This window comes from Muricoccus pecuniae (assembly GCF_014199205.1).
Taxonomy (GTDB): domain Bacteria; phylum Pseudomonadota; class Alphaproteobacteria; order Acetobacterales; family Acetobacteraceae; genus Roseomonas; species Roseomonas pecuniae.
In genome coordinates, this window is record NZ_JACIJD010000016.1 from 55,303 (window position 1) to 70,273 (window position 14,971).

At 74.4% G+C, this 14,971-nt stretch carries 10 protein-coding genes; 5 read left to right on the plus strand and 5 right to left on the minus strand.

The genetic code is table 11. The features are described from left to right. Nucleotides 1-81 precede the first annotated feature (81 nt). Nucleotides 82-3,678, plus strand: a complete 3,597-nt coding sequence (locus tag FHS87_RS16545) for a bifunctional diguanylate cyclase/phosphodiesterase (RefSeq protein ID WP_184520498.1) — start codon at nt 82-84, stop codon at nt 3,676-3,678. A 197-nt stretch (nt 3,679-3,875) separates the two neighbouring features. On the opposite strand, the gene FHS87_RS16550 is transcribed toward FHS87_RS16545, so the two are convergent. From FHS87_RS16550 to FHS87_RS16560, 3 genes are read right to left on the minus strand one after another with little or no spacing between them, the layout of a single operon-like run. Continuing rightward, the gene (locus tag FHS87_RS16550) at nt 3,876-5,081 is read right to left on the minus strand and encodes a DUF3618 domain-containing protein (RefSeq protein WP_184520499.1); all 1,206 of its coding nucleotides are present in this window, start codon (nt 5,079-5,081) and stop codon (nt 3,876-3,878) included. Further along, a complete protein-coding gene (locus FHS87_RS16555) occupies nt 5,078-5,473 on the minus strand; it encodes a phage holin family protein (protein ID WP_184520500.1) in 396 nt (131 codons plus the stop codon). The genes FHS87_RS16550 and FHS87_RS16555 overlap by 4 nt, the downstream gene beginning before the upstream one ends. Then, nucleotides 5,470-6,291, minus strand: a complete 822-nt coding sequence (locus FHS87_RS16560) for a hypothetical protein (protein WP_184520501.1) — start codon at nt 6,289-6,291, stop codon at nt 5,470-5,472. The genes FHS87_RS16555 and FHS87_RS16560 overlap by 4 nt, the downstream gene beginning before the upstream one ends. Before the next feature lie 177 nt (nt 6,292-6,468). Between FHS87_RS16560 and otnK the strand changes: the two genes are divergently transcribed. Beyond that, nucleotides 6,469-7,791 carry a 3-oxo-tetronate kinase gene (gene otnK, locus FHS87_RS16565; protein ID WP_246418475.1) on the plus strand — a complete coding sequence of 441 codons (1,323 nt, stop codon included), beginning with the start codon at nt 6,469-6,471 and terminating at the stop codon, nt 7,789-7,791. Between the two features lie 382 nt (nt 7,792-8,173). On the opposite strand, the gene FHS87_RS16570 is transcribed toward otnK, so the two are convergent. After that, nucleotides 8,174-9,592 (minus strand): S8 family serine peptidase, encoded by a 1,419-nt coding sequence (locus FHS87_RS16570; protein WP_184520502.1) that lies wholly within the window; start codon nt 9,590-9,592, stop codon nt 8,174-8,176. A gap of 110 nt (nt 9,593-9,702) precedes the next feature. Between FHS87_RS16570 and FHS87_RS16575 the strand changes: the two genes are divergently transcribed. After that, nucleotides 9,703-11,490 (plus strand): adenylate/guanylate cyclase domain-containing protein, encoded by a 1,788-nt coding sequence (locus FHS87_RS16575; protein WP_184520503.1) that lies wholly within the window; start codon nt 9,703-9,705, stop codon nt 11,488-11,490. A gap of 21 nt (nt 11,491-11,511) precedes the next feature. Next, nucleotides 11,512-12,597 (plus strand): phosphatase PAP2 family protein, encoded by a 1,086-nt coding sequence (locus FHS87_RS16580; protein WP_184520504.1) that lies wholly within the window; start codon nt 11,512-11,514, stop codon nt 12,595-12,597. A 10-nt stretch (nt 12,598-12,607) separates the two neighbouring features. Here the strand turns inward: FHS87_RS16580 and FHS87_RS16585 are convergent, their stop codons facing one another. Continuing rightward, complete coding sequence (locus tag FHS87_RS16585) at nt 12,608-13,393, minus strand: Crp/Fnr family transcriptional regulator (protein WP_184520505.1); 786 nt, start codon at nt 13,391-13,393, stop codon at nt 12,608-12,610. A 216-nt stretch (nt 13,394-13,609) separates the two neighbouring features. On the opposite strand from FHS87_RS16585, the gene FHS87_RS16590 reads away from it, so the two are divergent. Then, entirely contained in the window at nt 13,610-14,968 is a 1,359-nt protein-coding gene (locus FHS87_RS16590) for an MFS transporter (protein ID WP_184520506.1), read from the plus strand. Nucleotides 14,969-14,971: the final 3 nt, after the last annotated feature.

Here is a 14,971-nt window from a genome sequence, read left to right on the forward strand (position 1 = left end):
GCACGGAGGAGAGGTCCCTGCGCCACCTCGCTGGCCTCCGCCCCCGGCCGGTGGGTGCGGAGAGGGGCCGGGAGCCCGCCGATGCTCAGTCCTGCCCTCGCCGGCCGCAGCTGGCTCGCTCGCCTGCGCCGCTTCTGGCTGGGCGATGCATCCGCGGACGAGCGTGAGGACCGGCGGACCGGCAGGTGGCGCACCGTGGCGGCCCTTCTGGTCGGCTTGGCCATCGCCATCGGGACGGCTGGCTATCTTGCCTCCGGGCGGGAGGCGGCGCTCCGCGATGCGGAGCGCGAGGTGCGGAACATCTCCCTCGTCCTCGCCGATTGGGTCGAGGACGGATTCCGGTCGGTCGAGCAGCTCGAGGGCGGCATCGCCGAGTGGGTGCGCGCCGAGGAGGGAATCACGCCGGAGAACTTCCGGGAACGATTCGCGACCCTTGGCGCGCATGAGATGCTGCGCGCGCGCCTGGCCGCGGCGCCGAGGGTGGAGCGCCTCTTCCTGGCCGATCGCGACGGCGCACTTGTCGTGAACTCCGCCCTCTTCCCGGCGCCGGGGATCAGCGTCCTGGGGCGCGACTACTTCGAGGCACTGCGGAGCCCGGAGGGCGGCGACACCTATCTCAGCTCTCCCGTGCGGAACCAGGTCGATGGGAGGTGGTCGGTCTTCGTCGCGCACCGGCTACGCAACGCCGAGGGGGAGTTCCTCGGGATCGCCGGCGCCGCGATCGACCTTCGGCGCTTCGAGAGGTTCTTCAGCGGATTGGCGCTGGGTGCCAGCAGCTCCATCGCGCTGACCCGCCGCGATGCCGTCCTCCTCGCCAGGCATCCCTGGCTTGAGGACCGGGTCGGCAAGTCGCTCGCCAAGAGCGAGACCTTCACGAAGGTGCTGCCCGTGACGAGCTTCGGCAGCTTCCGCAGCGTCAGCACGCTGGACGGGGTGCAGCGGATCCTCGGGGTGAAGGCGCTCGACGCCTATCCGCTCGTGGTCGTCGCGACGCGCTCCTCCGACGAGGTGCTCGCGGACTGGCGGCGCGAGGCGAGGCATCTGGGCGGCGCGGCGGTGCTGCTGGAGGTTCTCATCCTCGCTGGCCTGCTCCTGACCAACCGCCAGGTGCGCGCACGCGCCGCGCTGCGCCGCATGGCCGCGGCGAAGGCCGCTGCGGAGGCCGATCTCTCCATCGCGCGGGAGAGGGAGGCCGCGGCCCAGGCCATCGCCGAGCGCGAGGGGGCGCTGCAGGCCGTCTTCGAGACGGGCACGGTGGGGGTGGCCGAGATCGACGCTTCCATATCGCGCTTCGTCCGCGTGAACCCGCGCTTCTGCGAGATGACCGGGCGCGCCGAGGCGGAGCTGCTCGGCGGCCTCGGCGTGGCCGACGTGGTCCATCCCGACGATCTCGAAGCCGATCTCGCGCGCTGGTACGCCATCCGGGATGCGGGCGGGGCGCGCGATGCCGAGAAGCGGTACCTGCGGCCCGACGGCTCCGTCCTCTGGGTGCGGCTGAGCATGACCGTCTCGGCGCGCGATGCCGAGGGGCGGCCGACGCGCTGCGTCGCCGTCGTCCAGGACATTACGGAGAGCCGCTCGGCCGCCGAGCGGCTGCGGGCGAGCGAGGCGCTGCTCCGGGTCGGCCAGAAGGTCGGGCGCATCGGCAGCTTCAGCCGCGACATCGCGACGGGGGCGCTCCAGTGCGGGGCGGAGACGCGCGAGATGTTCGGCCTGCCCGCGGGCGAGGAACCGATTCCGGCCGAGATCTGGATGGCTGGAGTCTTTCCCGAGGACAGGGAGCGGCTGGCCGCTACCATCGCCGAGGCGATCGAGCAGGGCGCGCAGGAGGTCGCCGCCAAGTACCGGATCCAGCGCCTCACGGATGGCAGCCTGCGCCGTGTCGAGATGCGGGCTCGCTACGAGTTCGACGAGGCGGGGCGCCCCATCGGCTCGGTCGGCGTCGCCATCGATGTGACGGAGCGGGAGGAGGCGGAGGAGCGGCTGCGGGCCAACGAGGCCCTGTTGCGGCTGAGCATGGAGGTCGGGCATTTCGGCAGCTTCACCCGTGACTTCAGCTCGCAGGCTTTCACCTGCGGCCCGGAGACGCGCGCGCTGCTCGGGCTGCCCGCTGGCGACGAGCCGATCGCCCTGGCCACCTGGCTCGAGACGGTTCTGCCGGAGGAGCGCGAGGGGCTCGTGGCCCGCATCGCGGAGGCCCAGGCGGGGTGCCAGCCCGAGATCGCGCTGCAGTACCGGATGCTCCACTCCCGGACGGGTGAGCTGCGCTACATCGATGTGCGGGCCCGCTACGAGTACGACGCCGGGGGGCGGCCGGTCCGCTCGGTCGGGGCCGTCATCGACGTCACGGAGCAGCGGCAGGCGGAGGCGCGGATCATGCACCTCGCGCGGCACGACGCCCTGACCGGCCTGCCCAACCGCGTGCTGTTCCGCGAGCGGCTGGACGAGGCTCTTCTCCGCGCGCGACGAGGGGAGGCCTTCGCGGTGCTCTGCCTCGACCTCGACCGCTTCAAGGAGGTGAACGACACCCTCGGACATCCGGCCGGGGATGCGCTGCTCCGCGCCATCGCCGAGCGCCTGGCGGCCGAGCTGCGCGAGACCGACACGCTCGCCCGGCTGGGCGGCGACGAATTCGCCATCATCCAGTCCGGCATCAGGCAGCCCGGCGACGCAACCATCCTGGCCCGCCGGCTGGTGGAGGTGGTCGGCGCCCCCCTCGACCTGGACGGGAACCATGTCGTGGTCGGGACCAGCATCGGCATCTCGGTCGCGCCGATGGACAGCCTGGAGGCCGACGCGCTGCTGAAGGGCGCGGACATGGCGCTCTACCGCGCGAAGGGCGAGGGGCGGGGGCGCTGGCGCTTTTTCGAGGCGGAGATGGATGCGCGCATGCAGCTGCGGCGGGTGCTGGAGCTGGACCTCCGGCGCGCGCTCACCGCCGGCGAGTTCGAGCTGCACTACCAGCCGGTCGTGGAGGTGGCGACGCGGCGCGTCCGGGGGGCGGAGGCGCTCATCCGCTGGCGCCACCCCGAGCGCGGGCTGGTATCGCCGGACAGCTTCATCCCGCTGGCGGAGGAGATCGGCCTCATCGTCCCGCTCGGGGAATGGGTCCTCATCCGCGCCTGCAAAGAGGCAGTGACCTGGCCCGGCGTGCCCAAGGTCGCGGTCAATCTCTCGCCCACGCAGTTCACCAGCCGCGGCCTGGTGGATGCGGTGGTCTCCGCGCTGGAGCTCTCCGGGCTCGAGCCCTCGCGGCTGGAGCTGGAGATCACCGAGACGGTGATGCTCAAGGACACCGAGGCGACGCTCGCCACGCTGCACCGGCTCAAGGCGCTCGGCGTCCGCATCGCGATGGACGACTTCGGCACGGGCTACTCCTCGCTGAGCTATCTCCAGCGCTTCCCCTTCGACAAGGTGAAGATCGACCGGAGCTTCACGAGCGGGTTGGAGCTTTCCCGGCAGAGCAACGCGATCGTGCGCGCCGTCACCGATCTCTGCGCGGGCCTCGACATGACGACCACCGCCGAGGGGGTCGAGACGGAGGAGCAACTGCGCGCGCTCCGGCGCGAGGGCTGCCAGGAGGCGCAGGGTTACCTGTTCAGCAGGCCCTGCCCGGCGGGTGAGATCCGGGGGGTGCTGGAGCGGCTGGAGCGGGACGCGTCCGTGCCGGCGGGGTAGGGCGGAAGCGGGCTCAGCCCTCGGGCGCACGCCCCGGTGGCGGGGCGCCGTTCAGCCAGGCCCGGGGGCGGCGGATGCGGTCGGCGGCCACGAAGGCCTCGATCGCCTGAAACGCCACGGGCCCGCATCGCTTATGGCGAGCGGGCCCGGAACGGAGCCGGCCGCCCTCGCGGGCGACTGGCCGGATGATGGTGCCCCTAGCCCTGGCGGGGGGCGTCGGGCGTGGCTCCCGCTTCCTCGACATTGCGCTTCGCCTCGCCCGCCACGTCGCGCAGCGCCTCGCCGGCCACGTGCGTGACGTCCGAGGCAACCTTGCCGAGCACCTCCCCGGCGGCGGAGAGGCCGCCCTTGTCCAGCCCTTCCTTCGCCTCGGAATAGCTCGTGGCGAGCTGCTCCTGCACCTGCTCGATGCCGTCCTCCGCCGCCGTGCGGACGTTGTCGTAGGTCTCGCGCGCCACCTCGCCGACACGCCCGGCGACGCTGTCGCGCGCCTCGCCCATCAACTGGTCCTCGGCGCGGGTCCGGGGGAGGATCGCGCCGATCGCGGCACCGAGGGCGAGGCCGAGCGCGCCGAGGAGCAGGGGCTGCGCCTCGCTCAGCTGTCCGACCCCGCGCGCGGCCATGGAGGCCTGGCGGGAAGCCGCATCCATCCCGCCGCCTGCCGCGCCGGCCGCGCGATGGGTGAGGGAACCGATGCCGTGCATCGCCCGGTTCGCGGCATCGGCCACGCCATCGACGATGTCGGAACCGGCGGCGGCGGCGCGGGAGGCCGCGTCGCTCGCCGCGGAGGCGGTGCGGTGGAAGACATCGGTCGTCGCCGTCGCCGCATCGGAGGCGGCATCGCTGATCGCCGAGGCCGCGCCGGAAGCGGCGCCGCCCACGGCCGAGGCGGCGCGGGAGGCTGCGTCCCCTACCGCATCGGCCGCCTCGCCCGCGCGGGCCGTCGTGTTGTCGACCATGTCGGAGACGCGGGCGCGCGTGCCGCCCGTGCGGGCGCGGCCAACCGGCATGCTGCCGACATAGGCACCCGTCTGCGCGCTGCCGACATAGGCATCCGTCTCCGGCGGGGGCAGGAGGCGGGGGCCGGTGTCATAGGTGCTGCGGACCGCCGTGCCGGACGACTTGTTGTTCGACAGCAGCAGCCAGGCGATGCCGGCGCCGATCAGCGCGACGGGCAGCGGATTGTCGCGGACCGAGCTGCCGAGGTTGCGGGCGAACTCCGCCCCGCCAGAGCCGCGGGCGTAGTCGGCGATCTGGTCGATCGCCTGGTCCATCATCTGGCCCGGCGCGAGCTTGCCCCGCAGCGCGTCCAGCGTGTCCGACACGTTCGAGCGCGTGCGCTCCACCTCGGACTCGATCTCCCGCGCGGACTTGTCGCCGGGGTTCATGGTCGTCCCGCTCATCGCACCTGCTCCTTGACGACGCCCGCGTCACGCGAGAGCTGCGTGACGGTCCGGTCGGGTGTGAGGTTGGATGCCTTGAGGCGGCTCAGCCCGCCACGCAGCACGATGTATCCGATAAGGGCCACCGCCACGGCCACGATCAGCGCGGAGACGGTGGCGGAGAGGCCGGCATACTCGACCAGCGCCGCGACGGCCGCCTGGAGCAGCACGATCAGCGAGGCGAGCAGCAGGAAGGCGCCGACCGCGATGGCCCCGGCGGCGGCGCCGGCGATCGTCACCTTCTCGCCGATCTCGGCGCGGGCGAGCTGGACCTCCTTGCGGACCAGCGTGGATGTCTGGTCGACGAGGTCCCCGAGCAGGTCGGGGATGGACCGGTCGTTGGAATGGCTCACAGCGGCGTCTCCGACCGTTCGTTCGGCATGGGGGAGGAGATGCCGCCGCCCGTGGCGGGCATGGCCGCAGCGCCGGCCGGCCGGGCCGTGACCTCACCCGTCGCGCCGACGGGCATGCTGCCGGGCGTGGCTTCGCCCGGGCGATGGGCCGCGGCGCCGCCGAGGCTGGCGGCCGCCATCGTCATCGGCCGCGCACTATGGCCACCGGACGGAGACCATCCGGGAGCGGTGGCGGGGGTGGCGGGCGCGGGGTGGCCCATCGGGTGCCCACCGGACATCCCAGTGGACGTTCTAGTAGACATCCCGCTGGAATGCCCGCTCGTGGTGCCCTCGGACGAGCTCCTGGCGAAGCGGGCGAGGGCGAAGCCCGCCAGGGCCGCGACGCCGAAGAAGGCGGCGGGCTGGCGGCGGGCGAAGTCGGTCACGTCCTGCACGAGCTGGCCCGCGCTGCGGTCCCGCAGGGCGGACGAGATGCCTTCGACCGAATCCGCGGCCACGCGCACATGGCGGGCGATCTCGGGCGAGCTGCCCTCCAGGTCGTCGGCGGCGTGGCGGATGGCGGTGGCGAAGCCCGAGGCGCGCTCGGCCGCCGCGGCCTTGCCCTCCTCGGCAAGGCCTTCCGCCCGCTCGCGCGCCGCATCGACCAGCTCCTCCGTCCGCGTGCTCGCCTCGTCGGCGGCGCTGGCGAGGGTCTCGCGGACTTGGCCCGCCGCCTCCCCGGCACCGGCCTGGATCCGGCTGGCGGCGGCCTGCGCGTCCTCGCGCATGGCGGTGAGGGGTTCGGTCGAGGGGGGTATCGTTTCTGGCCTGTCACTCATCGCAGATCCTCCGGGCAGGGCCTCCGGTTGCCCCGGACCGGGGCGGGCTGCCGCGGAGGAAACCCCATTGCGCGGCATTGGTTCCCTGCCGCCGCCATTCCTTCCGCTATCGGCCCTCCATCAGCCCTCTGGCGGGGCGCCGCGGCCCCGCCCTCACCCGTGGGGCAGGAGCGTGCTATGAGGGGCTTACCGGCGATGGGGCGCGGCGCCCCTGCGCCGCACCCGCCCCTGCTCCGAGAGGTCCCTCCCGTGCCCCTGCTGGGCTGCATCGCCGACGACTTCACCGGCGCGACCGATCTCGCCAACACCCTCGCCAAGGGCGGCCTGAGGACCGTGCTGCTGATCGGCACGCCTGGCGGCCCGCTGCCCGAGGCCGATGCGCTGGTCGTCTCGCTGGGCACCCGCACGGCCTCGGCGCGCGAGGCGGTGGCGGGGAGCATGGCGGCCTGCGAGGCGCTGCTGGCCGCGGGCTGCCGCCAGATCCTGCTGGACGATTCCTCCGCCTTCGACCCCGTCGCGGAGAGCCATCTCGGCCCCGTGGCGGACGCGCTGGTGCGCCGGCTGGATGCCGGCTTCGCCCCGGTCTGCCCGGCCACCCCGGCGGCGGGGCGGACGGTCTACCAGGGGCATGTATTCCTCGGCGCGTCGCTGCTGGGCGAGGGCGGGATGGGCCCCGGCCCCCGCGCGCCGGGGCGGGACCCGAACCTTCTCCGCCTGCTCGGCGCGCAGGTGGACGGCGCGGTCGGGCTCGTGCCGGTCACGGTGGTGGAGAAGGGGGCCTCGGCGATCCGCCGCGCCATGACGGGGCTGAAGGAGGGCGGGCGGCGCTACGCCGTGGTGGACGCCTTTACCGACGCGCATCTTCTGGCGATCGGAGAGGCGGCGGCGGGCCAAGCGCTCGTCATCGGCGGCCCGGGCATCGCCCTCGGCCTGCCCGCGAACTTCCGTGCGGCGGGGCTCCTGCCGCCGAGCGACGACGCGGTGGCCCTACCGGCCCCCCATGGGCGTGCGGCCGTGCTCGCGGGCTCCCTCTCCCGCTCCACCCTCGGGCAGATCGGCTTCGCACGGGACCGCATGCACACGCTGGAGCTGGACGCGCTGGAGGTGCCGGATGCGGAGGCCCTCACCAGGGCGGCGCTGGACTGGGCGGAGGGGCTGCTGGAGGAAGGGCCGGTGCTGATCGCCGCCTCGGCCATGCCCGACCGTGTCGCGGAGCTGCGCCGACGCCTCGGGCCGGAGCGCGCGGGCGCGCTGGTGGAGGCGGCGCTCGCCGGGATCGCCGCGGGGCTGGTGGAGCGGGGCGTGGGGCGGATGGTGGTGGCGGGAAGCGAGACCTCGGCCGCCGTCGTCTCGCGGCTCGGGATCCGGCAGCTCCGCATCGGCGCGGAGATCGACCCCGGTATTCCCTGGACATCCGCGGGGCCGGAGGGGCCGCATCTGGCGCTGAAGTCGGGCGCCAACGGGGCGCGCGATCTCTTCCTGAAGGCCTTCGAAACCTGATCCCTCCCGGCCCTCGGGCCGGAATGCTGGGCCGCACGTCCGGGGCCGGGAGTATGTCTCCCGTGCCCCGGTGCGGGCTCACCCTGCCCGAGCGAATTGGGCCGGAGCGGGGTGGGTCAGCGCCTCAGAAGCCGATCTGGCCGTCAGCGAGGCGGTCGAGGCCCGCGCGGTGGACCGCACGGCCGACCAGGACGTTGACGACGATCAGGGCCACGAGGCCGGCAGCGAATGCGAACATGCAAGGATTCTCCTTTGCCTGTTCCTCCCTTCACCTGCCCCGCATGTTGCACCGCACAAACCGCCGCGCAAGGGTCTGGCCGGATCGTGACCTAACGGATTTGTGATTGTGGCTTTTCCGCACGCCTGAGGACCTCCCTAGGCGTCACGGGACCTTCAGTGCCGCCTCCAGGTCGAGGACCCCGTGGCCGTAGCGGAGGTCGAAGCCGGCTGCCGCATCGGGTGGCCGGCGCGCGCGCGCCCGCAGATGCTCGCGCAGGCCGGCGGGGGAGAGGGCGGCGCAGGGCGAGCCCGCGCCGCGCAGCGCCGCGACCGCGCCCGCCACCAGGCCGCAGGCCGCCGAGGTGCCCGTGCTCAGCGCGGCCGCATCCCCGGCCTCGGCGAAATGGCTGGGTGCACAGAGGTCGGGCTTGGCGGAGAAGGGGGCGCCCGCCTCGCGGAAGCCGGGCTGCCCCGGCCCCTGGGAGGAGTAGCCGATCCACATCCCGTCCGCGCGCACGGCGCCGACCGTGAGCACGGCCCCGTGCGAGTTGGCGCCGAGGATGCTGTTGCCCGGTCCCGTATCCCCGGGACCGCAGAGCGGGTGAGGGCAGAACTGGCCCCCGTTCCCCGCGGCGAAGACCTGGTCGAGGCCCGCCACAGAATCCAGCTCGGCGACGAGCGCGTTCAGCGGGTGCGCGGGGTTGCCGGTGTAGTTGGCGGGATGGTCGGGCCGCACGCCCTCCTGCCGGCGGTCGTAGATGCCCCAGGCGTTGCACAGCACCCAGGGCCCCGGGAAGACCGGGGCGAGCAGGCCCTCGATGTCGAGCCTCACCCGTTGCAGCGCCGTGTACGCCCAGCTCGTCCATCCCACCACCTCGTCCACGCGGTCCGGCAGCAGCGGGAAGTCGAAGAGCCTCACCGCGGGCGCGAGGGAGAGGAGGTTGCGCGAGACCATCGCGCCGTGCCCGTCGAAGGGCGCATCCCCCGGCGCGCTGCTCCATTGCGGCTGCGCCCCTTGCGGCACTGTCCAGGCCCCGACGAGGCTCGCTTCCGGCGCGAAGGCCGAGACCGCATCCGCGCTCAGTCCGAGATCCACCATGACGACGTTCACGCCCTCCCCGCGCAGCGGCGGCGCGTGGGCGACCAGCGCCGGGGCGCGGATGAGCGCGAGCGCGGCCTCGCGCGCGTGGAAGAGCGGCGGCCGGTCCCGGCCGGGGCACCAAGAATCGAAGGCGGCGACCGGCAGGTCGATCCCCGCCCGCGCGCCCGGCACCGCCCGGGCCGCCGCCACGAGCCGCTCCAGCGCGGCGGGCTCCTCCACCTCCAGGCTGAAGACGAGGCTGGGCAGCCGCTCCTCCGCGCTGCGCGGGGCCGTGCCGAGGATTTCCGCGTAGCGTGCCCCCGGCCGGAAGCCCCGCGTGAGAGAGGGGAGGGAGACGATCGCGAAGGGCATGCCGCCGAGGTCGATGGCGCGGGACAGGCGGAGCCTGAGGCCGGACATGCCCGCCGGCGGCCCGGACAGCGCCGCGCGATACGCCTCCCGGAGATCGGGATCGTTCGGAAGCTCCAGCATCACCCGCATTGCAGGGCTCCCTCGCCATCAGGCGTGCTGCCGTCTCGGGTTTCGGCAATCGATGCTTGCAGATGAGGATACGGAACGATACAAAAAACTGCATCGGGGCAGCATCGTTCATGCGTGTCGACAGCATCGCGGACCCTGCCGGCGCCTCCCCCATGCAGCGTCGCGCGGCGGCGATCGCCTTCGCGGACATCGTCGGCTTCTCCATCCTCGCGGCGGCGGACGAGGACCGCACCACGGCGCGCTGGCTCGCGCTGCTGCACGGCGTCGTCATTCCCGCGGCCGGGCGGCTGGGCGGGCGCATCGTCGACGTGCAGGGGGACGGGACCCTCGCCGAGTTCGACGATGCCCGCGCCGCGCTCGAATGGGCCGGGGTGCTGCACGGCCTCTCCGAGGCGGAGAGGGATGCGAGCCCCGGGGACCCGCCGATCGTCTTCCGCATCGCCATCCATGCCGGCAGCGTCATCGTCGATGGGAACCGCATCTTCGGCGACGCGGTGAACATGGCGGCGCGGCTGCAGGAGTACTGCGTGCCGGGGGGGACGCTTCTCTCGGCCGAGGCGGCGGCGATGCTCTCCTCGGCGGAGCGCGAGGGCGCGCGGGACCTCGGCGCGCTGCCGCTGCGCAACCTCTCGCGCGCGGTCCGGGCGCTCTCGCTCGATCCCCGGCGCAGCGTGGAGGTGCCCCTACCGCCGGCGCCGGGCCATCTTCCCTCCCTCGCCGTCCTGCCGCTGCGGAACCTCTCGGCGGATCCGCGGGACGAGTATCTCGCCACCGGCATCGTCGAGGACGTCATCGCCTCCCTCGCCGGGCTGCGCGAGCTGTTCATCGTCGCGCCCGACAGCGCGCGCATGTTCGCGGGCCAGGACCTCACGCCGCAGCGCGCGGCGCGGACGCTCGGCGTGCGCTTCGTCGTCTCCGGCGGGGTGCGGCGCCTCGGCGACGGGCTCCACGTCCTCCTCCGCCTGACGGACGGCCTCACCGGCGAGCACCTCTGGAGCGAGAGGATCGAGGCGGCGGGGCACGAGATCTTCCACCTGCAGGAGCACGCGGTGGCGAGGATCGTCGCGGGCATCGCGCCGAGCATCCGCGGCTCCGCGCTGCGCGACGCCATGCGCAAGCGGCCGGAGAGCCTGACCGCCTACGACCACGTGCTGCGCGGCCTGCACCTCATGGCGGCGAGCGACCGCGCCTCCTTCCTCCTCGCGCGCGAGCACCTGGAGCGCGCCATGGAGGAGGATCCGAGCTTCGCCCTGCCGGCCGCCTGGCTCTCCCACTGGCACAGCCTGCGCGTGGGAGGGGGCTGGTCCGAGGACCGGGAGGGCGATGCCGCGTCGGTCTTCCGCCTCGCCCGGCGCGCGCTCTCGCTGGAGCCGGGCAACGCGCTGGCGCTCGCCGTGATCGGCCACAACACCGCCTATCTCCGGCGCGACCCGGAGACGGCGCTCGGCTTCTTCGACCAGGCGCTGGAGGCCTGCCCCAACAGCGCCATCGCCTGGACGCTGTCGAGCGCGACGCTGAGCTATCTCGGGCGCGGGGAGGAGGCGTCGCGGCATGCCGGGAAGGGGCTGCGGCTCTCCCCCTACGATCCGCTGGGCTACTACCAGCACCACTTCCTCTCCATCGCGCACTACGCCGCGGGCGAGCTGGATGCGGCCGAGCACGAGGGCCGCGTCGCGATCGGCGGCAACACGGCGCATGCCTCGAGCTGGCGGATGCAGGCGGCCATCCTCGCCGCGGCCGGGCGGGCCGACGAGGCGCGGGGCGCCGCGCGGCGGCTGATGGCGCTGGAGCCCGGCTTCAGCGTGCCGGACTACGTCGCGCACCGCATGCCGTTCCAGGACCCGGTCTTGCGCGAGCGCTTCGCCCGCGACCTGAGCCGTGCCGGATTGCCGGCCTGACAGTCATCCCCGGAGGACGCGATGAGCACGACGAGCGGAACGAGCGGGACCAGCGGCACAAGTGGAACCAGCGGGACCAGCGGCACGAGTGGAACCAGCGGGACGAGCGGGACCAGCGGGACGAGCGGCACGGTCGGTCCCGACGCGACCGGCGGCGGGGGCGACATCCACCGCCCCCTGCTCGTCTCGCCCTCGACGAAGCGGGTCGAGGGGCTGCCGCCGGGCGCCCCGGCCGTCTTCGCCGGGGAGCGGTGGCCCGGGCTGGCTGGCGCAAACTGGGCCAGCGTTCCGCCGCCGCGCTTCCGCGACGCGGAGTGGGACCTGGACAAGCTCTCCATCGCCCTGCTCGGAGAGTTCACGCAGGTCTCGGCCGGCCCGGCGCCGGGGCGGCGGTGGAGCGACCTGCTGGACCCGAACCAGGACGGCTTCGACCCGCAGGGGACGGCGGGGGAGCTGGCGGAGCTGCGGAGCCTCGTCGAGTACCGCGCCGCCGTCCTCGACGAGGCGATGGCCCAGCGCGCGGGGATGCTCACCTACATGCGCGGCGTGCTGAACTTCCGGGAGGCGTCGCACCCCGCGACCTACCGGCTCTGCGTGATCGCCTTCGGCTTCGCCCAGTTCGTGGACATGTACTGGAAGCGCAGGTTCGCGCGCCCGCGCCCCTCGCGGCTGGACCCTGCGCTCATCCCGCCGATCGAGGTGCCGGGCCACGGCGCCTATCCCAGCGGCCATGCCTGCGAGGCCATGACGATCGCCCTCCTCCTCGAACAGGTCCTGCCGGCGGAGATCGTGCCGGCGGGGGGTGCGGAGGCGGGGCCGCTGCGCCTGATGGCGCGACGCATCGCGCGCAACCGCGAGGTGCTCGGCCTGCACTATCCCAGCGACAGCCGCTGCGGCTTCAGGCTCGCCGCGCGGATGCTGCCCCTCATCCTCGCCGCGGGCACGGTGCGCGGCACGGCGGGCGGCGGCGCGGAGGAGGGGTGGAAGGAGCGCGCGCAGGGGCCCGTGGCCCTCGGTGGCGGGTTGGCCGACGAGGCCGTCGCGGTGGAGGGCGCCACGATCCATCCGGACGGGCTCCTCGCCCAGGCCCGGGCGGAGTGGCGGTAGGGCGCGCGGCTCAGCCCCGGGAGGCGGCGTAGCCCGCCTCCACCTCCGCCTGCAGCACGCCCGGGCGCGGCAGCACCAGCCCGCCCTTGGTGAGGTCGGCCAGCCCATCGCGCGCCATCGCGCTCAGCGTCCGAGACACCACCTCGCGCCGCGTGCCGATGCGCGAGGCCAGCTCGTGATGCGGCCGGGGCGGGGAGACGACGCGCCCGCCCCCCTCGCGCGGGCGGGAGAGGCGAAGCAGCAGCGCGGCAAGCCGCGCACGCACGGGCAGCACCGCCAGCTCCATCAGCCGCGCGTCCTTCTCGCGCACGAGGGCGGCGAGCATCCGCATGAGGTGCTGCGAGGCCTCCGGCGTGGAAAGGGCGAAGCCCATGAAGGGGGCGGCGGCGATGGCGCAGACCCGGGCGCGGGTGAGGGCCACGATGCTCGCCGAGCGGCCGCGGCCGTCGATGGCGGCGATCTCGCCGAACATGCCGCCGGGATGCAGCTCGTTGAGGATCATCTCGTGCCCGCCGGTGCTGCGGGCGACGACGCGCAGCTCGCCCTCGGCGATGAAGCACACGTCCCGCGCGGGGTCGCCGGCCTCCAGCACGGTCTGCCCGGCGGAGAAGCCTCGCCAGCGGGCCACCGCGGCCAGGGGCTCCAGCGCCGCCGGGCCGAAAGGGCGGAAGAAGGGCAGGCGGCCGAGATCGTCCATGAGGCAGGGCTCATCTTGCCAGGGCAGCGGCGGCGGGCGCCGGCGCGGGCGCATCGCCGCGCTACTCCACACGCTCTGCGGCTTGGGAGGGGGCGGCATCGCGCCTCCTCGCCGCCTTGTGAACCGCCGCCCCGCCCCTCACGCCCGCGCGGGCCGCCCTGCCCTTGCTGACATCACGCACCGGCGCGTCCTCCACGGCCACGGGAGCGCCCATCCTCGGCCACCCGCGCCGCGTGCGGTGTGACCGAACGCACAGCGTCCGGGAGATGATCGCGGCCAGCCTCGGCCGGTCATTCCCGCCCGGAGCGTGCCCCCATGGCCCCGACCTCGCCCAAGCGCCCGCCGGAGATGCCGGCGGGCGGCCCTGCCCCGTGCAGGGCCCCGTGCGGGCCGTCGCCCTGCCCGCCGCTGCGCTTCCGGGGCTGGGCGGTGGTCGCGGGCTCCTTCACCGTGCAGGCGCTCAGCTTCGGCGCGGTCTACTCCTTCCCCGCCTTCGCCGAGCCGCTGCAGCGGAGCTTCGGCGCCTCCCCCACCTCCCTCAGCCTCGTCTACGCCGCGAGCGGGGCCATGGCCTTCGCCACGGGGGCGGTGAGCGGCCCGTTGGCGGACCGCTTCGGCGCGCGCCTGCCCGTCTCGGCCGGGATGGTGGTGATCGCCCTCGGCTTCCTCCTGGCGGCGCAGGCGAGGAGCTTCGTCGAGGTGCAGCTCTGCTACGGGCTGATGGTCGGGCTCGGGGCGGGGCTGGCCTATGTGCCGGCGCTGGCGGTGGTGCAGCGCTGGTTCGTTGCCTGGCGCGGCCTCGCTTCCGGCCTGGCCACGGCCGGGGTGGGCTGCGGCACCGCGCTCGTTCCCGTCTCCGCCTCGCTGCTCGCGGCCTGCGGGGAGTGGCGGGACGCTTTCCCCATCGCCGCCCTCGTTATCGCCGCCCTCGGCCTCTCGGCGGCTCAGCTCCTCGCCCACTCGCCGGAGCACTGCGGGCTGCTGCCGGACGGCGGTGCCCGGCCCGGGCCGCCCGCACCGCCCGGGGGCCTGACGGATGTCGTCGAGGGGCTCGCGCTGCGCGAGGCGCTGCGGGGGCGGCGCTTCGCCGCGCTGATGGCGGGCTGCATCCTCCTCTCCGCCCCGATCGCGCTGCCCTATGCCGAGCTGCTGCCGAGCGCGCGGGCGCGGGGGATGGGGCCGGAGGCGGCGCTCTGGCTCCTCGGGCTCATCGGCCTCGGCTCGATCCTCGGGCGCCTCGCGATCGGGACGGCGGCCGACCGGCTGGGCCGGCCCCGCACCCTGCTCGCCTGCTGCCTCGGCGTGGCGGCGAGCATGGCCTGGTGGGCGGAGGCGGGCGGCCCCGCCTCCTTCGCCGCCTTCTCTCTGGCCTTCGGCATCGTCCAGGGCGGCTTCGTCGCCCTGCTGCCGAGCGCGGTGGTGGATCTCTACGGCCGGCGCTCGGCAGGGGGGATCATCGGCGCGCTCTTCGCCGGGCGCGCGCTCTCCGTGCTGCTCGCCCCGCCGCTCGCGGCCGCCCTCTCCGCCGCCGCGGGCCATTCGGTGCCGCTGCTGCTCATGGCCGGGGCCGCGCTGCTCGGCACGGCGCTGCTCGCGGGCGCGCTGCGGGCGGGCGATGCGGGGCCGCTCCCCGCGCCCCTTCCCCCTGCTGAGCCGCGCCGCGCCGTGGTGTGACGA